Origin of the sequence: Maribacter antarcticus DSM 21422 (genome assembly GCF_000621125.1) — a bacterium.
In the GTDB taxonomy this organism is placed as follows: Bacteria; Bacteroidota; Bacteroidia; order Flavobacteriales; family Flavobacteriaceae; genus Maribacter; species Maribacter antarcticus.
Genome location: NZ_JHZC01000008.1, coordinates 139,335 through 164,630, shown reverse-complemented (window position 1 = coordinate 164,630; position 25,296 = coordinate 139,335). Strand labels below are relative to the sequence as shown.

Here is a 25,296-nt window from a genome sequence, read left to right as displayed (position 1 = left end):
CCTAACTTGGTTTCGTGATTATGCCACAATTTAAACACTTATATTTTCTTTTTTCAAAAAATGGGAAAAGTTTATAAAAAATACCCCTTCTATTATAAAACGTTTCGGATTTGGTCGCCTTGCAATTAGGACACACAACTGGATTATCATTGGCATCCAAAGCATAAGCTCGTACCTCGTTATAAATAGCAACGGCCCTTTCTTTGTCCTTAGTGTACACTTGTAACTTTACACCACCTATGGCATTACTAATTATCGGGTCGGAATTTAAGGTATTCTCATCCCTTAGGAATACGGGAATACCCTCAAACTCCAATTTCCCTTTAAGAATTTGCACATCGGCTGCATACTCAAAGGATGCTAGTTGGTAAAAAGTTTCTTCCATAGCGATTATAAATATTTTGATAACAGTTCTAATACCAGGCCTATTTCTTCCTTACCCTTTGTACTGTGCAAACAAAAGCGGAGTCGCTCTTTCCCTTCAGGCACAGTTGGTGAGCGAATAGCCTTCACATAAAAGCCCTTATCCAATAAGGTTTTAGAAATTTTTAGTACTCTTGCGTTACCTTTCAAGATACAAGATTGTATGGCAGAACTACTAGGAATAAAATGCTTTTCTAGCCCTAGCGCACTGTACTTTTCTTTAAAAAACACAAGATTTTCTTGAAGACGCCTTATCTCTGAAGTACCCTCGTTTTGTAAATACCCATACGCCGAAATAATAGTTGCTACTGTGTGTGGCGTAAGGCCGGTAGTGTACACAAAACTTCGTGCAAAATTAATAAGGTATTCCTTCAAGGCACTTGCTCCTAAAATAGCGGCTCCATGGCAACCCATAGCCTTACCAAAAGTGATTATCCGTGCAAAAATCTCGTTTTGTAAACCCAGTTGCTGCACTACGCCTTGCCCTTTTGGCCCCATAACACCTAAGGCATGCGCTTCATCAACCACCAAACAATACCCTTTTTTAGTGCAAAAAGCGGCTAGGGCCTTTAAGTCGGGCGTATCACCATCCATAGAAAAGACAGATTCGGTTACCACATAGATGACTGCTTGCGTTGCGCTTCGGTCTTGCTCGGTTTTACATCTTGATTCTAAGTCCTCAACATCATTATGCTTGAATTTATAACTTTTAGCATTGCCTATTTTGATACCATCTCGTATACTAGCATGAATATGTTCGTCATAAAACACAATATCGTCTCGTTGTGGCACCGCACCAAAAAAACCAATATTCGCATCATAGCCCGAGTTGAACACCAAGGCACTCTCCGTCTCATGAAAATCGACTAAAAGTTGCTCTAATTGCAAGTATAACTTATGGTTGCCAGAAATAAGCCGAGATCCTGTTGCACCATTCTGGGCTATATTCTCGGTCAACAACAACTGAAAGGTTTTGGAAAACAAGGTTTCGTTATGGGCAAATCCCAAATAATCATTAGAGGAAAAATCTATGAGCCCAGCTGTTTTTTCCAAAGAGCGCAAAGCTTTTTCCTTAGTTCGCTTGGCTATCTTTTGCTGGAGGTTTGTTGGTAGTTTTTGCATCAAGTCAAATTTAGTGTTTACACTGATTAAATAGTATATTCGTTTTTATAAAATTTTGAATCATGCAACGTCCTATTTTCTTTATCCTATCGCTATTCGCTACAGGTCTTTTGGCACAGACCAACTCCTACAGTATTTCCTTTGAGAATGCTGTACATAATGAAGCTAGTGTTACAGCCAACTTTCCAGATATTAAAACTGATACACTTGAAGTACGAATGAGCCGTACCTCTCCGGGAAGATATGCGGTGCACGAATTCGCAAAGAATGTCTATGATTTTAAGGCAACAGACAGCAACGGGAATCCATTGAACATTTATAGAAAAGACCCATATTCGTGGTTTGTATTAAATCATAAAGGCATGGTAAATATAACGTATACCTTGTTTGCCAACCATGGTGATGGCACCTATGCCCAAGTTGACGAGACACATGCCCACTTAAATATTCCCGCTACTTTTATGTACGCACCAGGACTAAGTGAGCGAAAAATCGAGGTTGAATTTAAGGTGCGCGATGATTTAGGTTGGAGGATAGCCACACAACTTCCCTTGGTTTCAGGCACTACATATTCAGCACCCAACCTACACTATTTTATGGACAGTCCTACAGAAATAAGCAATTTTGGACTGCGGGAGTTTATGGTAGATGGCCAAAACGTGCGCTTAGCGCTGCACCACAATGGTACCGAAGAACAACTAGACACTTATTTTGAAAAGGTAAAAAAAGTAGTGCTTGAACAACAGAAAGTATATGGCGAATTACCCGATTTCGATTATGGAGCCTACACCTTTTTGGCTTGCTACATTCCCAACGCATCTGGCGATGGTATGGAGCATAGAAACTCGACCATTCTTACGAGCACTAGAAGCTTAGCCGCTGGTGGTATGAAACGCAATATTGGGACTGTTTCCCATGAATTTTTTCATGCTTGGAATGTGGAACGTATTCGTCCAAAAACCTTAGAACCTTTTGATTTTGAAGAAGCAAATATGAGCGGAGCCCTCTGGTTTGCAGAAGGGTTTACCAGCTACTATACGAATCTTATTTTATGCCGGGCCGGGCTTATGCAGCCAGCAGCATATATTGAAGGGCTGTCAAGTACGTTTAATTATGTCTGGAATTCGCCTGCTAGACAATTCTTTAATCCAATTGAAATGAGTTTTCAAGCACCTTTTGTAGATGCATCTACCTCTGTAGACCCTGTAAACAGGGAGAACACATTTATTTCTTATTATTCCTACGGTAGTGTACTTGGCTTGGCGCTAGACCTTTCTCTTAGAAAACAAGGCCTTAACTTAGACGATTACATGAAGCTGGTCTGGACAAGCTATGGTAAAACAGAAATACCATACGCCATAGCAGACCTACAAAAAACCTTGGGGATATATGCAGGTGATACGTTTGCAAATACGTTTTTCGGTAACTACATTTACCAAAGTAAAATGCCAAACTACCAAGAACTATTTTCTAATGTCGGCGTTTCACTTTCTCAAAACCCAGACACATCTTATTTTGGTGCTTCCGTAACTGTTAAGAATGATGGGCATGGCTTTGTTGACAGCAATCCGCTTAAGGGTTCCCCTGCGTACAATGCAAACCTAACCAAGGGAGATGCTATTAGCCAAATTAATGGTCAGCCATTACCCACAAATCAAAAGTTTACGGCATATCTGCAAGACTTTAAAGTGGGTGACAGCATTCGTTTAAATTTTGAAAGATATGACCAAACCCTGAGCACCACTGCTATCCTAAAAGCGAATCCAAAGTATAGTATTACTCTTTTAGAAAAAACAGCAACTGTACCTACCAAACAAATGTTGGAACAAAGAAAGCAATGGTTGGGCTTGGATTAGTTTTAGCTACCATTTTTACCATTAACAGATACTGCTCCGTAGGTACCTACGGTTTTTTATAAACTATTGATTCACTACTCGATATAGTTTTAGGTTAGAAAAACAGATTGATTTTGGCTTATCAGGAATAATTCAAAACGATATATAGGCTTGTAAACCATACTTCTATTAACTAGAAAACTTTGAATTCCAAATTTTTATTATTGTTTATCAATAATTTTTATATATATGTTATTGATAAAAAATAATTTTATGAGTATGTTCGGCCCAAAATACCTTTCCCATATCCTTTTCTATCTTTTTAGAGGTCTATCAATTTTCGGTTTGCTTTCGGTTATTTATTACGATGTGTCATTCTTGATAGAGAATTTTAGGCATGAAAACGACCGATACCTTATTGATATTCCCCTTATCGGAACGTTTATGAAAGGTGAGTTTCAATTTAACGTCATCCTTACTGTTTCACTAACCCTTATTTTTATTATTATCTTCTTTTTTGTGCTTTCCAATATTTTCAAAGCACTCAAAGAAGATGTGGTTTTTAATCACAAAACTATTAAAAACCTTCATTACTTTACTGTGCTAAATTTAGGTGTTGGTCCAGCTTTATATCTCCTTGTTCATTATGTTATTATGCAAAAGGAGAATTATCGGGATATTCATAACCTTATACTTCTTATCCTATTTGGGGTAGTAGCACTTTTTTTAACAACTACATTTAAAAAAGGTGTGCATGTTCAGAATGAAAATGATTTAACCATATAACATGAGAATCATCGTAAACTTAGACAAGGTATTGGCAGACCGAAACATGAAAAGCAAAGAACTGGCAGAAAATATTGGAATTACTGAAGCTAACCTGTCCATACTAAAATCTGGTAAAGCTAAAGCAGTTCGATTTTCTACTTTGGAGGCTATCTGTAAAGAATTAGATTGCCAACCTGGAGATATTCTAGCGTTCCAATTAGACTGAAAGAGAAGGCCCCAAAAGTTGATACTGAAACAAATTCAGAATCAACTTTTGGGGCCTTGCTATTATTTTTATCCCCACCTTTTAAGGGCGAGTTGACTTTAATCTGCCAATACAATTACCTTATTGTCCTTGAGTTCTATTGTTCCGCTGGTAATGGCAAGTATCGTCTTTCCTGAAGCATCTTTTGTGAACGCTCCTTCGTGTTCTTCCTCCAAAATAAGCTTTCCTTCTACCTTAACATTACCTTCTTGCAACAAAGAAACAATAGGTGCGTGACCTTGTAACATTTGAAACTCCCCATTTATTCCGGGTACGATTACCGATGTCACTTCTCCTGCGAATAGAGTAGCTTCTGGCGATACAATTTCTAAATACATATTTTTTAGTGTATAATAGGTAGCTATAATTGGCAGTACTAAATACTGTAAACCATTCCTACCTGCTAAATTTAAGCCTCGGCCAACATTTTCTCTCCAGCTTCTATAGCTTCTTCGATAGTTCCTTTAAGGTTAAAAGCAGATTCTGGAAGGTGATCTAATTCTCCATCCATAATCATATTAAAGCCTTTTATTGTCTCCTTAATATCTACCAACACCCCTTTAAGTCCAGTAAACTGTTCTGCCACATGAAAAGGTTGAGATAGGAAACGCTGTACACGTCTTGCCCTACCTACAGCTAATTTATCTTCTTCGGATAATTCCTCCATACCAAGGATGGCAATAATATCCTGTAATTCTTTATACCGTTGCAATAACTCCTTCACGCGTTGCGCACAATCGTAATGGTCGTTACCCAAAATATCTGCTGTTAAAATCCTAGACGTAGAATCCAATGGATCTACAGCTGGGTAAATACCTAACTCCGCAATTTTACGAGACAATACCGTGGTAGCATCTAAGTGCGCAAATGTCGTCGCTGGTGCTGGATCTGTTAAATCATCCGCAGGCACGTAAACTGCCTGGACCGATGTAATAGAACCTCTCTTCGTTGATGTAATACGTTCTTGCATAGCTCCCATCTCTGTTGCCAAAGTTGGTTGGTACCCTACTGCAGAAGGCATACGTCCTAAAAGTGCTGACACCTCTGAACCTGCTTGCGTAAAACGGAATATATTATCTACAAAAAACAGTACATCTTTTCCTTGTCCTTCTCCAGAACCATCACGGAAGTACTCTGCAATAGTTAATCCAGAAAGCGCAACACGTGCCCGTGCTCCTGGTGGTTCGTTCATTTGTCCAAAAACGAATGTCGCTTTAGAGCCTTTCATTACTTCTTTGTCTACTTTGGATAAATCCCATCCGCCTTCTTCCATAGAATGCATGAAATCATCTCCGTATTTTATAATACCTGACTCGAGCATCTCACGAAGTAAATCGTTTCCTTCACGCGTTCTCTCGCCAACTCCGGCGAAAACAGAAAGTCCACCGTGTCCTTTTGCAATATTATTAATCAATTCTTGAATCAGAACGGTCTTACCAACTCCAGCACCACCAAATAATCCAATCTTACCTCCTTTTGCGTAGGGCTCTATCAAATCGATTACCTTAATGCCAGTAAACAATACTTCTGTTGTAGTCGTAAGGTCTTCAAATTTTGGAGCTTCACGGTGAATAGGCAAACCCGCTGCACCTGCCTTAGGTAAATCACCCAAACCATCGATAGCATCACCGATTACATTAAACAAACGTCCATAAATATCATCACCAATGGGCATTTGGATTGCAGCTCCAGTAGCGAAAACATCAGTGCCTCTGCTTAAACCATCTGTAGAATCCATAGAAATGGTTCTTACGGTATTTTCTCCTACGTGAGACTGCACCTCTAATACCAGTATAGATTTATCTTTATTGATGATTTCCAAAGAATCATAGATTCTTGGGAGGTCTGCACCTGATTGGAACTCTACATCAACCACGGGGCCAATGATTTGTGAAACTTTACCTGTAACTTTTGACATTACTTATATGTTTATGTATATCGTTTAAACTGTACTAAAAAATACGTGTATTTTAAGGCTGCAAAGATATGTTTTTACATTTTAAACGAAAACTGTTTTTTAGCTTTTTTAAAAAACAAAAAAGGCGCTCTAAGAGCGCCTTCAAAATCAATTATAACTCGTTCCTATTATTGTAACAAAGGAGAATAATTTGTTGGGTAATTTCCGACGTTTACAAAATTTCCTGAAGCTTCAAAATTACTTCCGTAGGTAACGTCTATAGCCCTCATGAATTCATTAGCTATAAAGGCATATCCTCTTGCTGTAGGATGAACACCGTCCAAAGAAAAAGCACTACCCGTTACCAAATTTGACGCCAGTGTATACTGCCCAGTTATTACACCTCCATTTGCCATCTGATTAAGAAGTGCATTCGCATCTACAAACGCTAATCCTGCTGCACTCGCAGCAGCTGAAATTATTGAATTAAAAGCAGCAGTTGCTATCGCGATTTCTTGCTGCTCGCTGGGTAACAATACCCACTTGTCTTCTAGAGGCAGTGTAACCCCTTCCACGGCAAATTGACCAGCCAACGCTTGCGGTAAACCTTGTGCCATTAAGGCACCAACTACCGTAGTGTTCACCGTTCCAATTACAGCAGAAGAAGGAAGAACAAGTAAATCTGCCGCAGTGGCCTCACGTGTTTGACCGTAGGTAGCTCCAAGCAAACCAGCTACCAATGGTGCTGCTTCCGCAGGCAAACCAAAAGAGGCTACAAATGCTGGAAATGTGGGGCTTGCCCCGAGAACTCCTGCAATCTGAGCCGATAAATCTGGCAAGGTTTCATCACTAATCACTACTTCACTAGCAGCCGCGGCAGAAAACTCAATGGAACGTTCTGGAACACCCAGAAAGGCATACACTTGATTTATTTGTCCAAAAATACCGTTTAATGTAGGTATCTGAGGCCCAAAGGATTCATTGGTTGGGTCTAGTGGATTGTGCGGAACAGTCGTAAAATGCGGGATACTGGTCACATCAGGTATGTTAGCGACCACACCCTGTGCATCACCTGCAGTAAGCGTTGCTATTAAAGCACCATAAGTGCCATCAAAACCAACGCCAGGCATCCCGTTTACAGGGGTAATAGGGTTAGAACCGTCGCCACCAGTTGTGGCATATCCTAACACATCGTTAGCCCCAATCCATAAAGAAAAAAATGTTGGCGATTGTACCATAGCATCACCCAACATAGAAGCACCGTCGCTAGATGCCATCCTTACAAAATATGGATTGGCCGTCGGAGGATCTGAAGATACTCCTGCAATATTTCCATACCCAGGAGCCAATAGGTGAAAACTTTTAGCTGCCGGTACACTCATATTATTAAATGGTCCTGTTGGATTATTCAGAACTATATCGGTAGTAACAGTAACTGGACCAATCAAAGATTCCAAAGGTACTGGCCCGGTACCGCCAAATACAAGTCTTGGACCAACTATTCGATTACCGCCGGCAGCAAGACCCCCAAAATTATCGTTTACTAAAGGTTGTGTAAAATCTCCACCACCTACCAGTCTAAATTTTTGAGATAGAATATTAGGTAGGGAATTTTCCTGACTCGCTCTAAACAAGGAGCCATCCGTAACACCTGCAGATAAGGAATTCCCTAAAGAAACATAGTTAGAAAAATCGGCAGAACCCGCTGTTAATTCAGGCACTACTGCCTCTATAATAGGATTTAAATCTACATCTTCGGGGTCGTTACAATTCGTAAAGAACAGCAGTGAAGAAGCAAAAAATATATATTTAAAATTTTTCATGTCAAATGTTGATTTGATTTTCGTTTAGTTATTGATAACCCAAGATACATAGTAAATAGAACCTATAAACCCGGTTCCAAATGCCGTAAAGTATTCCTCGCCCAAAAGATTATTGGCCCCTACCTTAAAGGTAGATTTGATACTAGGCACAGAATAATTGACCTGCGCATCTACCACATGGAATTCAGGAATTATCCCGTTACCGAACGTAGCCTCCCAGTAGTAATCATCGCTAAACCTATAGTTTACATTAAAACCAAAGTTATTAAACAGCTCGTCATTTCCAAAAGACGCCTTAAACTGATGCTCTGGCGTATTAAACTGTACCTGAAAATCAGGATTCGCTTCTCTATCAAAATCCAATCGCGTGAAGGTATAACTACCGCTTAGGTCATAGTTGCCAAACACTTTGGCACTCAATCCTAAAGAAGCACCATAAGAAGCGATATCTACATCTGAGTTAGTGTAGGCTTGATACGTGGCAAAATCTCCATTGGCTATTGCCGCCAAGGAAAGTGAATTATCCCCAACGGTACCATAATAAGGTGCAATCACGTTTTCTGGTGAAATAAAATCTTGGTATTGGTTAAAATAAGTGCTAAAATCGATAACCAACTTATCCAATTTACCACGGTATCCTATTTCATAAGAGGTGACCTGTTCCGGTTGCACTGCATTGGGATTTCCAATTTCGATATCGGCAACATTGCCACTGGCTGCAAAGCGCTGTAAAGATGCCGCTGAAAAAGAATTTTCATAAGCTGCCCTACCTGTTTGGGTAATGGTGGCTGGTTGGCCCAACAGCTGTCCACCGCCACTAACGGAAAGATTCCTGGAATAGCGATCTAAGTTATCCGGAGCCGCACCAATTAAAACAGCTCTACCGGCATCAAGCCCAATAAACAAATCCTGTGTGGAAGGGTTTCTGAAACCTGTTTGTATCGATGCCCTAACGTTATGGTTTCTATTAACCGTATACCCAGCTGAAATCCTAGGTGAAAAGAAACCATCGAAAAACTCATTTTTATCATAACGTACCGAACCGGTGAGCTTTAAGCTTTGCTCTCCTGCTAGTTCAATTTTCTTTTGAACTTGCGTATATAATCCAAACTCATTATATATAATGGGGCCATCACTATCTGTATAGATGGTGCCAAAAGAATTCAATTGAAACTGACGAAAAGAACCACCCACTTGAATTTCTGCCCAATCTATCACATGTCCTAAGTTGTAATTGGCATCGGAATGATAGTATTTGGAGGCATCCCTAAATTGGGAACCTTGCGAAAGATCCGGATTTTGGATTACACGGTCAAACGCCGACTGAAATTCAGGTGTTCCCGGTAAAAACCGTCCAGATTCTGCTTGAGCCCTACCCAACGCATGTGCTTGTTGCTCTGTGGCACCTCCTAAAGTTGCTTGCACAAATGCCCCTGTATATTCTCCAAACCATTGGTTGTCCGGTTTCCATGCTCGGTTAATGTTAATTCCAGTAAATACCATGTCATAAGAATCACCTGCCTTGTCCCCTACCATATACCCCCTTACAAAGAAGTTATCGTTCTTGATCTCAAATTTATGTTGCTGTTGAAAGAAATTTCGAATGTTATAGCGGTTGGTGCCTTGATATATGGTATTTCCGGTTCCCACTTTACCTACGTAGGACAGCTCCAAACTATTCCCTTCAATAGGGCGATAGAAAAGTCCCCAATCAGATTTGATACTTCGCGCGGTATAATCGGTCAAATACCTTTCATTATACCCCGTTCTACTCACTGCTTGTGATGGCACTAAGGCATTAGCTCCAGCTGGCAATCTGCCTAAGCCTTCTAAAGTAAGTGCTACATCCTTAATATCAGCGGACACTTCGTCCCCGTAGACATTTATACCGTTGTAATTTAAATCATTAGCTCTCGTACTACCAGGCGAAGCGGTATTTTGAACATTTTTGCCAACTTCACTAGTTGCGGCCCAATCAGTACCGTCCAAATAGCCAAAGTTCCATTTTACAGCAAATTTATCACTGAACTTGTGAGCAGCCCGTATACCAACATCTGTATAAGAATTGGTTCCTGCAGCTTCTTGAGAAGTAACTCCTTGCTTTATAGAAGCACTTATCCCTTGGTAATCAAAAGGACTCTTACTTCGCATGAAAAGAATTCCATTAAATGCGTTTGCACCATACAATGCGGAAGCAGCTCCTGGAAGTAATTCTACGCTAAGTACATCTACCTCTACTAAACCTGACAAATTTCCAATAGGAAAGTTCAAAGCAGGCGTAGAATTGTCCATCCCATCTACCAACTGCATAAAACGCGTATTTGCAAAGGTGGCAAAACCTCTAGCGTTTACCGATTTAAAGGTTAAACTGTTGGTGTTTACATCTACCCCTTTTAAATTCTCCAAACTCCCATAAAAATCAGCAGAAGCAGTATTTTTTATAGCCTGTTGGCCTATACGCTCTACCGTAACAGGAGATTCAAAAATACGTTCCGGAGTTCTGGATGCGGACAGCACCACTTCATCTAAAAAAGTCTGTGCCTCTTGTAGCACCACATTTATTGTTTGTTTTGCCGTGCTTATGTTTTCACGAACTTCTGAATACCCTAAACTTGAAATAACTAGTTGAAAAGGGGGGACTTCTGAAGTTTCTAAAACAAAATTACCGTCAAAATCAGCGATCGTACCTATTCTTGTTCCAACAATAATAATATTAGCTGCCGGAATAGGTTGGTTGTTTTCGTCTACAACGGTTCCACTAATGGTTGTTTGGGAGAAACCAAATGCTACAAAAAACATCAATACTAAAAACAGTATCTTTCTCATTATTTTCTTGAGTTAAAATTAGTTAAGCCCAAGGTACAGATAATTTTAAACGCAATATAGGAAATTCAAATAAATTATGCATGCATAGTATTACTATGATAAAATAACCATATTAATATTGTGAATTTGATAAAGTAAAAAAGAGACCCTTAAAATTCAAGAGCCTCTTTTAAGAAATACTTATTTTGATATTTTTTATTCTACCGTCACAGATTTTGCCAAATTCCTTGGCTGATCGACATTACAATCGCGCATTACCGCAATATGGTAAGATAGAAGTTGTAATGGAATAGTAGTTAATAAAGGGGTCAGACTTTCCAAAGTTTCCGGCACCTCAATCACATGATCCGCTAAATCCCTTACTTGCTCATCACCCTCGGTAACAATTGCAATGATTTTACCTTTTCTAGATTTTATTTCCTGAATATTACTCACCACTTTCTCATAATGTCCCTTTTTGGTAGCAATTACAAAAACGGGCATATGCTCGTCAATCAAAGCAATAGGACCGTGTTTCATTTCCGCTGCCGGATAGCCTTCTGCATGTATATAACTAATTTCCTTCAACTTTAAAGCCCCTTCCAGTGCTACTGGGAAATTATAACCTCTACCTAAATAAAGACAATTTGTGGAATCCTTATACACATTAGCAATAATTTCAATTAAAGGATTAGATTCCAAAGCCCTTTCAACCTTAGCCGGAATCGTCTCCAATTCGGTTAAATACTCATGATATTTGGTTTCAGAAAAAACACCTTTGGCTTTCGCTAGTTTTAGGGCAATCAAGGTCAACACCGTAATCTGTGTGGTAAAGGCCTTTGTTGAGGCAACACCAATTTCTGGACCTGCATGCGTATAGGCTCCTGCATCGGTCTCCCTAGCAATAGTAGAACCGACTACATTACAAACCCCAAAAACGAATGCTCCTTTCTCCTTTGCTAGTTTAATAGCAGCTAACGTATCTGCTGTTTCGCCAGATTGTGATATGGCAATTAACACATCCTTATCTGTAATTACCGGATTTCTGTACCTAAACTCTGATGCATATTCTACCTCTACTGAAATTCTGGCAAGGTCTTCAAAAATGTACTCCGCTACCAAACCTGCGTGCCAAGATGTCCCACAGGCAACTATAATAATTCTATTGGCATTGGTGAATTTTTCCAGATTCTGGTCAATTCCTGCCATTCTAATAAGGCCTTGGTCTGCGTGTAGCCTTCCTCTGTACGTATCTTTTATTGCTCTTGGCTGCTCATAGATTTCCTTTAGCATGAAATGCTCATAACCACCCTTTTCAATCTCCTCTAAGTTCATCTGTAATTCTAGAATCCTTGGGTAGGCTACGGAATCATCCTTTATCTTTCTTAGTTTAATTTCTTTGCCAAGACGAATAATAGCCATTTCCTCATCTTCTAAATACACGGCATTGTTCGTAAACTCAATAAAAGGAGAAGCATCGGATGCAATGAAAAATTCATCTTCACCAATACCTATAGCCAATGGGCTTCCCAGTTTAGCAACAACAATTTCATCTGGCTTTCTCTTGTCGAAGACTGCAATAGCGTAGGCCCCAACGACTTGGTTAAGCGCAAGTTGAACCGCTTTACCCAACATCACGTCTTCTGTTTTCTTAACTTCTTCTATAAGGTTGACCAGAACCTCAGTATCCGTATCGGAAGAAAAGATATAACCCCTTTTTGAAAGCTCTTTTTTTATAGATTCATAATTCTCAATAATTCCATTGTGTATAATGACCAAGTCACCAGAATTAGAATAATGTGGATGGGAATTCACATCGTTTGGAACACCGTGAGTAGCCCAGCGCGTATGACCAACCCCTAAACTTCCCTTTTGAGAAATTTCACTTGCCTTATTTTTTAAGTCTTCTACTTTTCCTTTTGTTTTGGCAAGATTGATGTCTTTGCCATCAAACAACGCGATACCTGCACTATCATAACCCCGATACTCTAGGCGTTGCAATCCTTTAATAATAATAGGAAAAGCATCCCTATAACCGATATATCCTACAATTCCGCACATAATTTAATACTATTTGATAGTTGTTGTGTTATAAATTCTTACGCAAATGTAAGTGAACGCCTAAGAATCAAATTGTTATTCGGGATATAGAATGCATTTACTCTGTAAAGCGATATAAACAAAAGCTAAAAAGTATAAAAATAAAAGACTAATCTACCTTAGTGTAGGAAATTTCTAACCTTAATCGTTTATCAAAATCTGGATCTGTAACAGGGATATTACTTCCAAACAGGACTGTTCCTAATGGGGTTAAAGTAGAGGTTACCGGAATAAACCTTTCCACATTATCTGCAAGCATAGCATTGGCTGAGCCAATCGACAAAATATTCGTAGTCAAGGTTAGACCAAGAGTTACGTTAGTAGAGTCCCGCAACACCAAATTATTGATGTGATCGGTGATTTTAACCGAATATTTTATACCATCCTCTCCAGATTTTTCTATTACCCCATCATAGTTAGGATAACTATTCAATAATGGAAAAGGATCTCCCTGTATAGGTCCGGGGTCTGTAAAAGGATTATACAAAGGAACGTTTGATTGCGTATTATATAGATATAATCTAGGTGGCTCTATAATCCCCCCAACCATGTCCAATTCATCCCTATCTATATAAAAAACTAAATTCGCTTCATTAATAATCCAATTTTCAGACTTTATTTGGCTAATTGCCTCTCTACCATTTGCTGTTTCAAATAAATCGATTTCTGAAAATATCCCAGCACCACCTTTTACATATATCCTAGACGTAGTTTCTCCAGTATCCAAGGTCTGTGCAATGGCAGTTGGATAATTATCGTTTATCAATGTGTTAACAGCATTTCCATTAACCGAACCTGTTTGAGTGTTTGGGGTAATAAGATTAATCTGGTAGTTCTTTTCCAATACCTCAATAGAATTTTCATTTGTGCTATTAGCGTTATAAGAATCATGGGTGTAAGTTATCTGAATATTAGCAAATCTTAAATCTAACAATAACATTAGGCCTTCTGGAGCATCACTCTCTAAAGATAAATGTATCCCTCTTAAGTATGTACTGAAATTAGATTGACTAAAGAGTTCCGAACTCCCTTCTTTACTTAGAATGTAATCCTGAAAGAAATCATTATCAAGAGGTACCCGAATGCCTGGGTTAAGTTTTTCAAATGTTAAGGACTCATCTACCTCATCTGTAGTTTCATTATCCTCTTGGGATAATAATATTTCTTTATCATCAATAAATAATTCCCCTGACTCTGCCGAATCATATAATACATCAGATACAAAATTTGGAGAGAACTCTTGCGTAGAAAAATAAGCCTGTGATTCTTGAAAATTGCTGTTTGGGTCTAAATCTCGTAAAAAGTAGGTGCTGTGCTCCACTTTTAACCTAAACGAAGCATCGATTGCACCGTAAATACTATCCAATACCCTACGTTGCGCAAAATTATTTGCTACAATCGGTTGGCCGTCCGTATCATTTATACCGTCTGCGTTTGCATCTAAACTCTCGGTATCCCATGGATCCGTGTTTGTGGCGCGCTCCAAGCTATTGGATACGCCATCGCCATCACTATCGTTATCGGGATTTTCTGGCTCAACATCTAAAGCATCCACAACACCATCAAGGTCTCTATCCGTTGCGCCAACTGTTAAATATGGAATGTATAGGAACACCTCCTTAACCGTCTCATTCTCTTCAATGGTAGTAATAGCATCATCTGAATCTGAGGTGTCTTCAGTACTTTGCCTTAAGGAACCAAAAAGAGGATTGGGATTAGAAAGTTGAAGTTGGGTAGTAATACTTCCTTCAGTGTTGCCAAAAACACCGTGTGAGAACATCCCTAACTGATATATAGGAAGCCTATTTGTTCTAACCGCCGCTACATTTTTATTATAGGTAAAAACATCATAAACCACTGTTCCTGAGGTAAACGCTTCAGCACCTACCACACCTGAACCAATAGTTGTTAAATCTTCTTCACAGGAGCTAAAAAACCCCACAGTTAGCGCAAGACCCAAAACTATGGGAAACGTGCATTTCTTAAAAAAATTCATTCCGATTATTTTAAAACTTCTGTGTTATAAAAATTGGCGTAAGCTTCCTCGAACTCTTGAACGGGAACATACGGCAGCACTGGTTTTTGAAGGTTGGCAATGTGAGCATTTAACTCCTCTGGAATATTTTCTGAGGCTAAAATAACTGCATCTGAAAAATCCACAGCTACTTTTAACAAATTATTATAGGTAGGGGACCCTAAGGAGGTGATTTCTTCTTCGGGAATACCATCAAACGTTATTTTTTTAACCATATCCTTATCAAGTTCTCCTTCAAAGGTTTTTCCATAAACGGATAACACTATCTTGCTATCTGCAAAAAGTGGTTCATCCGTATAGTATTTTTTGAGATATAACGGCAATAAGCTTGCCATCCATCCATGTACATGAATAATATCTGGCGACCAGTTGAGTTTTTTGACGGTCTCCATAACCCCTTTTGCAAAAAAGATAGCCCGTTGATCGTTATCTGGAAATAAGTTCCCATCCTTGTCGGTAAACGTTGCTTTTCTCTTAAAGTACTCGTCATTATCTATAAAATATACTTGAATACGTTCCTTTGGTATAGAAGCCACCTTAATAATCAAAGGCATATCCATATCATTGATTACCAAATTCATCCCTGACAAACGAATAACTTCATGTAATTGATGCCGCCTTTCGTTGATATTCCCATATTTTGGCATAAAAATCCTAATCTGACCCCCATTGCTGTTGACCATTTTTGGAGTTTCGTAAGACATTAATGAAACTTCGTTTTCTGGTAGATAAGGCACTAATTCAGAAGATACAAACAATATCTTTTTACCATTCATATAAGTTATTTTTAATTTTTTGCTCGAAGGCGAATGCAAAATTACAAAAAATATAGAGATTACCAGTATTTATAGTAAGTTTGCTCGCCAATGACACTTTTACATGCTACCCATCAACACGAAAAAAGAACTTCTCAAAAAGCTTAACAGCCTACTTGAAAATCATACTATAGGTCTTGTTCCTACTATGGGCGCATTACACTTGGGCCATGCCTCTCTTATAAAAAGAGCCCTTTCTGAGAATGACAAGGTTGTGGTAAGCATTTTTGTAAATCCTACACAATTTAATAACCAAGAGGACCTCATAAAATACCCTAAAACACTCGATGAGGATATGGCACTTATAAAAGCAATATCCTCTGAAATTATAGTTTTTACGCCAAAAATAACCGAAATATACGATAATGCAACCGTCTCAAAATCTTATGCCTTCAATGGTTTAGAAAAAGTTATGGAAGGAGCCTTTAGATCAGGACATTTTAACGGTGTGGCAACCATAGTAGAAGCTTTGTTCGACCTAATTAAGCCCACAAGAGCTTACTTTGGCGAAAAAGATTTCCAACAATTATGTATTATACAAAAACTGACTGAATTACAGAAAATACGTGTTGACATTATAGGCTGCCCAATAGTTCGTGAACCCAATGGTTTAGCCATGAGTTCTAGAAATGAAAGGTTGAATACCCTGCTAAGGCAAAAAGCTAGTTTTATATACGAGACACTACAAGCTGCCAAACAAAAATTTGGCACGGAAAATGCGCATAAAATAAAGGGGTGGGTAGAATATATATTTAGAAAGCATACCGACTTTAAACTGGAATATTTTGAAATAACGGATGTCGCTACTTTAACCCCCATTCAACAAAAAATAAAGAACACAAAATATAGAGCCTTCATTGCCGTTTTTGCAGATGACCTTAGACTTATAGACAATATAGCGCTCAATTAATTACTTTTGAACCATGCAAATAGAAGTAGTAAAATCTAAAATACACCGAGTAAAAGTCACAGGGGCAGATTTAAATTACATAGGAAGCATTACTATTGATGAAGATTTGATGGACGCTGCCAATATTATTAGAGGAGAAAAGGTGCAAATAGTCAATAATAATAATGGCGAACGACTAGAAACCTACGCTATACCTGGCCCTCGTGGCAGTGGAGAAATTACCTTAAATGGTGCTGCCTCAAGAAAAGTTGCCGTTGGTGATGTTTTAATATTAATATGCTACGGTAGAATGGATATTGAACAGGCAAAGAAATTTAACCCTTCACTTGTATTCCCTAACGAGGAAAATAACTTGTTAAACTAATTTTGACAAACACTTTAAAAAAAAATCTAAAAATAATACTCCCGATTGCTCTGGGAGTTTTTTTAGTTTGGTACTCCTATAATGCTACAAGTCCGGAAGACCGTAAGCAAATCTTTTTTTATATTAAGGAGGCCGATGCGCTCTGGGTGTCCCTATCTGTGCTACTAGGTGTCTTAGGCCACGTCTCACGCGCCATTCGTTGGAATTATTTATTAGAACCACTGGGATACCAGCCCAAACTAAAAAATAATTTACTAATCATCTTAATGTCCTACTTTGCTAATCTTGGAATCCCAAGAACAGGAGAGGTGCTGCGGGCAACAGCCCTGACTACCTACGAAGACGTACCTTTTGAAAAAGGCTTTGGAACCATCGTAACTGAAAGGGTAATCGATGTAATTATGTTACTATTTATCGTGCTTTTGGCATTGGTTTTACAGACCGATGTTATTATGGATGTTCTAGAGAAAAAAGGGTTGGACATAAAGGGTATAGTATCGCTTTTAGGAGCTGTTTTAGTTGCTGGTACTGTTTTTGCCCTTTTTATAAAAAAATCATCAAACGGTATCGCAATAAAAATAAAATCTTTTTTAAAAGGCTTATTAGATGGTGTTTTTAGCATTTTTAAGATGAAGCGAAAATGGTCCTTTGTGCTTCATACCCTATTCATCTGGGGATGCTACATTGGCATGCTCTGGGTCATAAAATTCACAGTTCCGGAAACGGTAGAACTAACGTTTAGTCAGCTATTGGTAGCCTTTGTTGCAGGTGCTTTTGCGATGGCTACCACCAATGGAGGCATAGGTCTATACCCTATAGCGGTAAGTAACGCTTTAACTATTTTTGGCATTAGCTCCGTAGCCGGAGATGCCTTTGGATGGATCATATGGATTTCACAAACCTTAATGATCGTTGTTTTTGGTGCAATATCTTTTCTGCTATTACCGTTATTGAACAGAAACAAACAGTAGTTATACTGTTGAAAAACACAAAATGCGCCACATTTTATTCCTCACCATCTTTTTTTTAGGCCTTGTTTCCAGCGCCCAAACAACTCAAGAAATATTTGAATCCTTTAAACTTCAGGAGCGACGAGATGTTCACTATTATTTTCCAGAAAAACTTGACGATAACAAAAAATATCCGCTAATTCTAGTACTAGATGCGGAATACCTTTTTGAGCAAGTAGTAGCCACATCAAAATTTTATAGCCGTTTTCATGGTGCTCCAGAAAGTATCGTAGTAGGAATAAATCAAAGCAAAAATGACATTCGATTTGAGGACTGCGCCTTTGACCGAGAAACAGGACTCCCCCAAGAAAAATCAAAAAAATTCTTTGAATTTTTAGGAATGGAAATCATTCCATACCTAGATCTCAACTACAGTACAGCTCCGTTTAAGATTGTGGTAGGTTACGATATCAGTGCAAATTTTCAAAACTACTGGCTGTTTAAGGATAACTCACTTTTTAACGCATACGTTAGCATCTCGCCTACCTTAGCACCAGAAATGGAAACCCGTGTACCAAGCCGTCTGGGTAGTTTTGACAAGCAAATCTTTTATCAACTTATCTTAGAAGGAGAAAAAACCAAGAGTACGGAGGCTATACTTGCCATGGACAAAGGTATAAAGGCGATTAAGAAAGAGAGCTTACACTATTTCTTCGATACCTATGAAGATGCTGATCATATCTCAGTGGCTACCTACGGTATTGGAAAAGCATTTGACAACATATTTAGCATGTTCAAACCTATTAGCACCACCGAATATAGAACACAAATACTTACTTCAGATGAACCTGTATTTAATTACTTAGAAGCTAAATATAAGCGTATAGAAGACCTATTTGGCTTTAGCAAACCAGTGGCACTTAACGATATTATGGCCATTTATGTCGCTAGTAGAAAAAAAGAGGATTTTGACTCTCTAAAACCGCTCTCGGACCTATGCAAAAAACAATATCCAGACACTATGCTTGGTTTCTATTTTGAAGGGGAATATTACGAACAGATAGGCGAGCCCAAAAAAGCCCTTAAAACTTTCGAAAAAGCCTTTTTGATGGACGAAATAGATTTCCTAACCAAAGAATTGGCCCTTGAAAAAATGGACGCACTTAAAGCCGATTTCGGTTTCTAAACCTACTTAGGAGTACATCCCAAATCTTAATACCTACCGCTTATGATAAAAATTGACTCCAAGTACTTCATCGTCTCGGGAATCCTATTTACTTATTTTGGACTCAGAGGAGAATTTGTCCTGGTCTATAACGGGTTATCCCTTCTGATGGCATGGGCCTCATTTTTTATAGCCTTCAGTGAATTGAACAATAGCAGCAGCAAAAAATAGGACACCTTTATAAGTAACCTATACTAGCCATATTCAAACTTCTTGCTACCTTTATCCCAAACGGGAGATACTTAAGATGGCCAAGACAAAAACGGCATTTTTTTGCCAAAATTGCGGTACCCAATACGCCAAATGGGTAGGGCAGTGCGCAGCGTGTAAAGCATGGAACACGGTGGTAGAAGAAGTTGTCCAAAAAGAAGAAAAAGTCAGTTGGAAAACACCCACAAATACTGCAAAAAGGGTTTCTACACCACTACTGGTAAATGAAATAAGCACAGAAAAAGAACTACGCTTAGATACGTATAACCTAGAATTTAACCGCGTTCTTGGCGGTGGACTGGTTCCAGGTTCGCTTGTGCTAATCGGAGGTGAACCTGGCGTTGGTAAAAGCACCTTGCTTTTACAGATTGCCCTCAAATTACCTTACAGCACACTTTATGTATCTGGGGAAGAAAGCCAAAAGCAAATTAAAATGCGCGCCGATCGCATTCACCCCAATAGCCAAACCTGTTTTATCCTTACCGAAACTAAAACCCAAAATATTTTCAAACAAATAGAAGCGACTGAACCAGATATCGTAGTCATCGATTCTATACAGACGTTACACTCCGATTACATTGAGTCGGCCGCAGGCAGTATCTCTCAAATACGAGAATGTACTGCGGAACTCATCAAGTTTGCTAAGGAAACTAACACCCCTGTAATTTTAATCGGCCACATTACAAAAGATGGATCAATCGCCGGCCCGAAGATTTTGGAACATATGGTAGATACCGTTTTACAATTTGAAGGGGATAGGAATTACGTGTACCGTATTCTTAGGTCTTTGAAGAATCGCTTTGGTTCTACCGCAGAATTGGGTATCTACGAAATGCAAGGAAGCGGACTACGTGAAGTTAACAACCCGTCCGAAGTGCTTATTTCTAAAAACGATGAAGCTCTAAGTGGTACTGCTATTGCTTCTACTGTTGAAGGTATGCGCCCTTTACTAATAGAAATACAGGCATTGGTAAGTACGGCAGTTTACGGAACTCCTCAGCGCTCTACTACGGGCTATAATGCCAAACGTCTGAATATGCTTTTAGCCGTACTGGAAAAAAGGGCTGGTTTTAAATTGGGTGCAAAAGATGTATTCCTGAATATTACAGGTGGTATTTCTGTAGATGACCCTGCTATTGATTTAGCCGTAATTGCAGCAATTTTATCTAGTAATGAGGATATTCCTATAGAAAAAGGTGTCTGCTTTGCTGCAGAAGTTGGCCTTGCCGGCGAGGTGAGACCTGTACAACGGGTAGACCAACGCATCTTAGAAGCTGAAAAATTAGGGTATCACACCATTATTGTATCTAAAAGTAATAAAATAGGGCTTAAAAAAACAAAAATAAAAGTCCTTCTTGCTTCAAAAATAGAAGATATCGTCAAAAATTTATTCGGTTAACGTTTGTCTCTCATAATTCTGGCCATGACCAAAATAATAATGACAACAGCAATAATCAAAACTATTTGACCAAACCCCATTTGCAGAAACCCTTTATACATCATTTTAAGGTGCAGGATTAGGTATTTGATTGTGAATGGCTTCAATAGCTTTTAAAACTTCGTCCGAAAGTTCTACTTCTATACTAGAAATATTTTCCTTCAGCTGCTGTATGGAAGTAGCCCCAATGATATTGCTGGTTACAAAGGGTCTTGTATTTACAAAAGCAAGTGACATTTGAGCCAATGACAAATTATTTGCTTGGGCCAACTCGTAGTATTTTTGAGTAGCATGAGTAGCTGCTTCACCAACATATCTGCTAAAGTTAGGGAATAAGGAAATCCGTGATCCTTCTGGCAATCTTCCTCCCAAATATTTACCGCTCAAAACTCCAAAACCTAAAGGAGAGTAAGCTAATAATCCTATTTTTTCACGTATTGCAATCTCAGAAAGACCCACTTCAAAAAGACGGTTCAGAAGACTATAAGGATTTTGGATGGTTATGGTTCTGGGTAAGGTCGCATGTACTTTACTCTCCTCTAAATAACGCATAGTACCCCAAGGTGTTTCATTGGAAATACCAACTTGCCGTATCTTACCATCACGAATTAAATCGCGCAAAGTCTCCAAAACTTGATGAAAATTATCCTCCCAATAATCAGTAATATCATGCTCATAACCACGTTTACCAAAATAATTCGTATTCCTTTCTGGCCAATGCAATTGATATAGGTCAATATAATCGGTTTGTAGACGCTCCAAACTACCTTCTACGGCATCTATGATAGAATCTCGAGAAAAACCAGTGGTGCGTATAAATTTGGTATAATCACCATTCCCTGCAATTTTTGATGCCAAAACAACCTTATCACGGTTTCCTGTCTTTTTAAACCAACTCCCTATGATTTTTTCTGTGTGACCGTAACGATCGGCATGGGCAGGAACGGGATATAGCTCTGCCGTATCAAAAAAATTAACCCCTTGTTCCAACGCATAATTCATTTGTGCATGTCCTTCCTCCACCGTATTCTGCTTGCCCCAAGTCATCGTGCCTAGGCAAATTTTACTTACTTCAATATTTGTATGGGGAAGGCGCGTGTACTTCATCGTTTTTGAAAAATGTAAATTTGAAAAGCGGTAAAATTACTAAATAAAATATCCATAGCCGACAGGAATCAATTTTTGGAGTTTAACTGAGGTCTAAGGTGCTGTATTCGTTAACAACAAAACCTGAGGAAAGGCAGTAACCCCAGTACTCATAGAAATAGACATCATCTCCTGAATATTGTAGATAAACGTCCCCAGCATTACATCCAACCGATTGTCGTTATTAAAATCTCCTACTTCCATGGTAAGCCAATTTCCATGGATAGGAACTTCCATATACGATGGAGTAAAATCTAAATTTCCATTGTTTTCCAAATAAACAATACTCTCCTTTGCCGTGCGGTTATCGGTATATTCCGAATAAAGTGAGGCCCCAATAATATCCAAATCTCCGTCCATATCAAAATCCCGCACCATGGCTTTGCCACAATCATACATAGGATAAAAAAACGATTCTTCAAACACATCATTCCCGTCATTAAGAAAAATTCGAATCCCATGATATGGCTTGTCAATCGCAGAATAGTCCCTATTATCGCCATTGGTTACCATAATATCTTGATATCCATCAGCATTAAAATCTGCCAATTCAAAATAACTTGTTCCGTTTACAGCGTCAAAACTCAATACTGTTCTTTCCTCAAAATTATTATTCCCCGTATTGTAGTAAATAATTATTTGTTCCCTTGCTTGCGTCATAAGGGCCATAATGTCCGGTTTACCGTCTTTGTTAAAGTCAGATATTTCAACTTTTCTTGTGCCTGGTAAGGTGTTCAGCACCTGTTCTTTTGAACTGTCAAAATTATCGAACCACGAAAGAGAACCACCATAATGCCCAAAACTACAGAGTACCAAGTCCGTTTTTCCATCGGCATTAAGGTCTTCTGCAATAAAATTTACAGGGCGTTTTAAATTAGAGAACAGCGTCTCTGTATCTACTCCGGATGTTGCACCCATGCGGTATAAATTTCCCAAAGATTGATCTGATGGCGAAAGTTTTCCTAAAGTGAGCAGTAATGGATTTCCATTGGTATCAAAATCTAAATGGGAAGCGGGACTATCCAAGGTATACGTATTAACGATACCTCCTGTATTATCTAAAACAAAAAGACTTTTGAAATCTCCAATATATAAATTAGAAGTAACAGAATCATAACGTAAAAGACTTACCTGGGGCAGTTTGGAATCTCCAATACTAATGGTTTGGGCGGTAAAGGGAAATATCGCCTCAGAAGATTCCGCTTTTCTTACCAAAGCCGGTAAACTTTTAGGGGCATTTTCCAAATAGTATTTTTTTACCAGGCTCCAATCTTCTTCAGAAATCAAGGGGTACTCTGGGTACACGTTTAATTCCTCTACCAAACTCGCTTCTTGGGGTTTCATATCAGCATCCCATCCTTTACCATCGATTTTGAGTCCTAGCCTAAGTCCCATATTAGGCAGTACGCTATTTTTCCAAGTAGTATAGTCTAAAGATTTGGGGCTAGGCAATTTATGGCAGGTGGCACAATAGATTGCTGCCAATTTTTTTCCCGAATCTTCTGTTTTCAATTGCGGGCTAACGACGGTGTACTCAGTTCGCCCTTTATTTTCTGCTAGAAAATATAAAGCTATAAAAAAGGGAAAGCAAAAAATAAGAAGGTATTTCCGAGACATAACTGGCATTTAATCTAACTCAACTAAAATAGGGCAATGATCACTGTGTTTGGCTTCTGATAAGATAATCGAGCGTTTTAACCGTTCCCTTAAAGGCTCAGCGACCATGGCATAGTCTAGGCGCCAACCTTTATTATTATTCCTAGCATTTGCTCTATAACTCCACCACGTATAATTCTCGGATTCTTTATTAAAGTACCTAAAACTATCTATAAATCCACTTTCCATCAAGTTGCTGATCCACTCCCGCTCTACAGGTAGAAAACCGGAAACATTTTTAAGGCCCAGTGGATTATGTATATCTATGGCTTCATGACAAATATTATAATCCCCTAAAACGATCAGGTTTGGCCTAACCTTTTTCAAGGCATCTAAATAGTCCCGTATTTCATCCATGTAATTCAACTTAAACTCTAGCCTATCCATATTAGATCCTGAAGGAAGGTACATACTCATTACCGATAAATTCCCGAAATCTGCACGGATATTCCGCCCTTCAAAATCCATGGTATCTATACCGGTGCCGAACTCTATATGGTCGGGTTTAGTTTTTGATAAGATAGCTACGCCACTATACCCTTTCTTTTGAGCGCTATACCAGTAGTTGTTCGCATAGCCTGCGGCTTCAAAAACAGAAAGATCTAACTGCTCTTCTTGCGCTTTTATCTCTTGTAAGCAGACCACATCTGGGTCTACTGCCTGTAACCAATCTAAAAATCCTTTCTTTAACGCCGCTCTTATGCCGTTTACGTTATATGATACTATTTTCACGTGAATCTTTTTTATTCGAAAATACACAATGTTCCCTTTTTAAACGATGAATGAACTTAATTTTATCCCCGCAACTCATCTATTTAACAGCAGATCTTAGTAGATTTTTTTTTGTTGATTTTTATGTGACAAATCGATAAAAGCTATAAATTGGCTTACTAATTGAAATTATCTTGCCTTAAGACTAAAATACACTTTGCTATGAAAAAATTATATGCACTATTAGTTTTCTTATGCCTTTCTTCCAGTTATCTTAACGCACAGGATTCTACCGACCCAACAGATGGCAGGGACGAAGTAAAATTGGGTTTGTTTAATCTCGTAGCTTTTAAATATTTAGATGCGTCTTATGAACGACTTATAGATGAGGAATCCTCTTTTGGTATAGCCGGACTTATTAATCTAGGGGACGATTTTGACATCTTTGATTATCTAAGGGAATTTTCCATTACGCCTTATTACCGCAGGTATTTCTCCAAAGGCTATGCGAAAGGCTTTTTTGTAGAAGGTTTTGGTATGCTGAACCAATCTTCTGATGAGTTTTCCTCTAGCTTTGATGAATTTGGCCAACCTAATGGCTTTGCAATCGAAAAATTCAACGACTTAGCCATTGGGGTTTCCCTGGGTGGAAAATTCATTTCCAAGAGAGGTTTTGTAGCCGAAGTATATGGTGGTATTGGCCGTAATCTTTTAAATTCCGCTAATCCAGTAGAAGTTGTTGGCCGTGGTGGTATTTCGCTAGGCTTTCGCTTTTAATCCTTATTTTTACCACCTTAC

21 protein-coding genes are annotated in these 25,296 nt (G+C 38.7%); 9 read left to right on the top strand and 12 right to left on the bottom strand.

What is annotated here, in order from left to right:
* Position 1: 1 nt before the first annotated feature.
* Together Q360_RS0109195 and Q360_RS0109190 are read right to left on the bottom strand one after the other, a co-directional pair.
* Positions 2-385: a putative signal transducing protein gene (locus Q360_RS0109195; protein WP_027076832.1), complete on the bottom strand. Its 384-nt coding sequence runs from the start codon at positions 383-385 to the stop codon at positions 2-4.
* 5 nt (positions 386-390) lie between these two features.
* Entirely contained in the window at positions 391-1,545 is a 1,155-nt protein-coding gene (locus Q360_RS0109190) for an aminotransferase class I/II-fold pyridoxal phosphate-dependent enzyme (protein WP_027076831.1), read from the bottom strand.
* Positions 1,546-1,607: 62 nt separating this feature from the next.
* Between Q360_RS0109190 and Q360_RS0109185 the strand changes: the two genes are divergently transcribed.
* The 3 genes from Q360_RS0109185 (at position 1,608) to Q360_RS0109175 (ending at position 4,374) form a co-directional block, all read left to right on the top strand.
* Positions 1,608-3,401 (top strand): M61 family metallopeptidase, encoded by a 1,794-nt coding sequence (locus Q360_RS0109185; RefSeq protein WP_036195543.1) that lies wholly within the window; start codon positions 1,608-1,610, stop codon positions 3,399-3,401.
* Positions 3,402-3,653: 252 nt separating this feature from the next.
* The gene (locus Q360_RS0109180) at positions 3,654-4,166 is read left to right on the top strand and encodes a DUF2975 domain-containing protein (RefSeq protein ID WP_169734642.1); all 513 of its coding nucleotides are present in this window, start codon (positions 3,654-3,656) and stop codon (positions 4,164-4,166) included.
* A gap of 1 nt (position 4,167) precedes the next feature.
* Positions 4,168-4,374 carry a helix-turn-helix domain-containing protein gene (locus Q360_RS0109175; protein ID WP_027076828.1) on the top strand — a complete coding sequence of 69 codons (207 nt, stop codon included), beginning with the start codon at positions 4,168-4,170 and terminating at the stop codon, positions 4,372-4,374.
* 98 nt (positions 4,375-4,472) lie between these two features.
* Here the strand turns inward: Q360_RS0109175 and Q360_RS0109170 are convergent, their stop codons facing one another.
* The 7 genes from Q360_RS0109170 to Q360_RS0109140 form a co-directional block, all read right to left on the bottom strand.
* A complete protein-coding gene (locus Q360_RS0109170) occupies positions 4,473-4,751 on the bottom strand; it encodes a F0F1 ATP synthase subunit epsilon (protein ID WP_027076827.1) in 279 nt (92 codons plus the stop codon).
* Positions 4,752-4,822: 71 nt separating this feature from the next.
* Positions 4,823-6,331, bottom strand: a complete 1,509-nt coding sequence (gene atpD / locus Q360_RS0109165) for a F0F1 ATP synthase subunit beta (RefSeq protein ID WP_027076826.1) — start codon at positions 6,329-6,331, stop codon at positions 4,823-4,825.
* 167 nt (positions 6,332-6,498) lie between these two features.
* Positions 6,499-8,133 (bottom strand): hypothetical protein, encoded by a 1,635-nt coding sequence (locus Q360_RS0109160; protein WP_027076825.1) that lies wholly within the window; start codon positions 8,131-8,133, stop codon positions 6,499-6,501.
* Between the two features lie 24 nt (positions 8,134-8,157).
* Complete coding sequence (locus tag Q360_RS0109155; RefSeq protein WP_027076824.1) at positions 8,158-10,959, bottom strand: TonB-dependent receptor; 2,802 nt, start codon at positions 10,957-10,959, stop codon at positions 8,158-8,160.
* Between the two features lie 195 nt (positions 10,960-11,154).
* Entirely contained in the window at positions 11,155-12,999 is a 1,845-nt protein-coding gene (gene glmS / locus Q360_RS0109150; protein WP_027076823.1) for a glutamine--fructose-6-phosphate transaminase (isomerizing), read from the bottom strand.
* 148 nt (positions 13,000-13,147) lie between these two features.
* Positions 13,148-15,034: a DUF4270 domain-containing protein gene (locus Q360_RS0109145; RefSeq protein WP_027076822.1), complete on the bottom strand. Its 1,887-nt coding sequence runs from the start codon at positions 15,032-15,034 to the stop codon at positions 13,148-13,150.
* A gap of 5 nt (positions 15,035-15,039) precedes the next feature.
* Positions 15,040-15,849 (bottom strand): glycogen/starch synthase, encoded by an 810-nt coding sequence (locus tag Q360_RS0109140; RefSeq protein WP_027076821.1) that lies wholly within the window; start codon positions 15,847-15,849, stop codon positions 15,040-15,042.
* 103 nt (positions 15,850-15,952) lie between these two features.
* On the opposite strand from Q360_RS0109140, the gene panC reads away from it, so the two are divergent.
* The 5 genes from panC to radA all read left to right on the top strand — a co-directional run bounded on the left by panC (position 15,953) and on the right by radA (position 20,946).
* Positions 15,953-16,798: a pantoate--beta-alanine ligase gene (gene panC / locus Q360_RS0109135; RefSeq protein ID WP_027076820.1), complete on the top strand. Its 846-nt coding sequence runs from the start codon at positions 15,953-15,955 to the stop codon at positions 16,796-16,798.
* Between the two features lie 13 nt (positions 16,799-16,811).
* Entirely contained in the window at positions 16,812-17,162 is a 351-nt protein-coding gene (gene panD / locus Q360_RS0109130) for an aspartate 1-decarboxylase (RefSeq protein WP_027076819.1), read from the top strand.
* A gap of 2 nt (positions 17,163-17,164) precedes the next feature.
* Entirely contained in the window at positions 17,165-18,133 is a 969-nt protein-coding gene (locus Q360_RS0109125; protein WP_027076818.1) for a lysylphosphatidylglycerol synthase transmembrane domain-containing protein, read from the top strand.
* Positions 18,134-18,155: 22 nt separating this feature from the next.
* Complete coding sequence (locus Q360_RS0109120; RefSeq protein WP_027076817.1) at positions 18,156-19,298, top strand: alpha/beta hydrolase; 1,143 nt, start codon at positions 18,156-18,158, stop codon at positions 19,296-19,298.
* Between the two features lie 286 nt (positions 19,299-19,584).
* On the top strand, positions 19,585-20,946 hold the full coding sequence (gene radA / locus Q360_RS0109115; RefSeq protein WP_027076816.1) for a DNA repair protein RadA: 1,362 nt from the start codon (positions 19,585-19,587) through the stop codon (positions 20,944-20,946).
* A 105-nt stretch (positions 20,947-21,051) separates the two neighbouring features.
* Here the strand turns inward: radA and Q360_RS0109105 are convergent, their stop codons facing one another.
* The 3 genes from Q360_RS0109105 to Q360_RS0109095 form a co-directional block, all read right to left on the bottom strand.
* A complete protein-coding gene (locus Q360_RS0109105) occupies positions 21,052-22,092 on the bottom strand; it encodes an aldo/keto reductase (protein WP_027076815.1) in 1,041 nt (346 codons plus the stop codon).
* Positions 22,093-22,185: 93 nt separating this feature from the next.
* Positions 22,186-23,616 (bottom strand): FG-GAP repeat domain-containing protein, encoded by a 1,431-nt coding sequence (locus Q360_RS0109100; RefSeq protein ID WP_169734641.1) that lies wholly within the window; start codon positions 23,614-23,616, stop codon positions 22,186-22,188.
* 141 nt (positions 23,617-23,757) lie between these two features.
* Positions 23,758-24,519, bottom strand: coding sequence for an exodeoxyribonuclease III (locus tag Q360_RS0109095; protein ID WP_027076813.1), 762 nt, complete (start codon positions 24,517-24,519; stop codon positions 23,758-23,760).
* Positions 24,520-24,720: 201 nt separating this feature from the next.
* Here Q360_RS0109095 and Q360_RS0109090 point away from each other — a divergent pair, with 201 nt between their 5' ends.
* Positions 24,721-25,275, top strand: coding sequence for a hypothetical protein (locus tag Q360_RS0109090; RefSeq protein WP_027076812.1), 555 nt, complete (start codon positions 24,721-24,723; stop codon positions 25,273-25,275).
* Positions 25,276-25,296: the final 21 nt, after the last annotated feature.

Coding starts and splice junctions, on each gene's coding strand:
- Q360_RS0109195 (WP_027076832.1), bottom strand. CDS start 385: ATGGAAGAAACTTTTTACCAACTAGCATCCTTTGAGTATGCAGCCGAT.
- Q360_RS0109190 (WP_027076831.1), bottom strand. CDS start 1,545: ATGCAAAAACTACCAACAAACCTCCAGCAAAAGATAGCCAAGCGAACT.
- Q360_RS0109185 (WP_036195543.1), top strand. CDS start 1,608: ATGCAACGTCCTATTTTCTTTATCCTATCGCTATTCGCTACAGGTCTT.
- Q360_RS0109180 (WP_169734642.1), top strand. CDS start 3,654: ATGAGTATGTTCGGCCCAAAATACCTTTCCCATATCCTTTTCTATCTT.
- Q360_RS0109175 (WP_027076828.1), top strand. CDS start 4,168: ATGAGAATCATCGTAAACTTAGACAAGGTATTGGCAGACCGAAACATG.
- Q360_RS0109170 (WP_027076827.1), bottom strand. CDS start 4,751: ATGTATTTAGAAATTGTATCGCCAGAAGCTACTCTATTCGCAGGAGAA.
- atpD (WP_027076826.1), bottom strand. CDS start 6,331: ATGTCAAAAGTTACAGGTAAAGTTTCACAAATCATTGGCCCCGTGGTT.
- Q360_RS0109160 (WP_027076825.1), bottom strand. CDS start 8,133: ATGAAAAATTTTAAATATATATTTTTTGCTTCTTCACTGCTGTTCTTT.
- Q360_RS0109155 (WP_027076824.1), bottom strand. CDS start 10,959: ATGAGAAAGATACTGTTTTTAGTATTGATGTTTTTTGTAGCATTTGGT.
- glmS (WP_027076823.1), bottom strand. CDS start 12,999: ATGTGCGGAATTGTAGGATATATCGGTTATAGGGATGCTTTTCCTATT.
- Q360_RS0109145 (WP_027076822.1), bottom strand. CDS start 15,034: ATGAATTTTTTTAAGAAATGCACGTTTCCCATAGTTTTGGGTCTTGCG.
- Q360_RS0109140 (WP_027076821.1), bottom strand. CDS start 15,849: ATGAATGGTAAAAAGATATTGTTTGTATCTTCTGAATTAGTGCCTTAT.
- panC (WP_027076820.1), top strand. CDS start 15,953: ATGCTACCCATCAACACGAAAAAAGAACTTCTCAAAAAGCTTAACAGC.
- panD (WP_027076819.1), top strand. CDS start 16,812: ATGCAAATAGAAGTAGTAAAATCTAAAATACACCGAGTAAAAGTCACA.
- Q360_RS0109120 (WP_027076817.1), top strand. CDS start 18,156: ATGCGCCACATTTTATTCCTCACCATCTTTTTTTTAGGCCTTGTTTCC.
- radA (WP_027076816.1), top strand. CDS start 19,585: ATGGCCAAGACAAAAACGGCATTTTTTTGCCAAAATTGCGGTACCCAA.
- Q360_RS0109105 (WP_027076815.1), bottom strand. CDS start 22,092: ATGAAGTACACGCGCCTTCCCCATACAAATATTGAAGTAAGTAAAATT.
- Q360_RS0109090 (WP_027076812.1), top strand. CDS start 24,721: ATGAAAAAATTATATGCACTATTAGTTTTCTTATGCCTTTCTTCCAGT.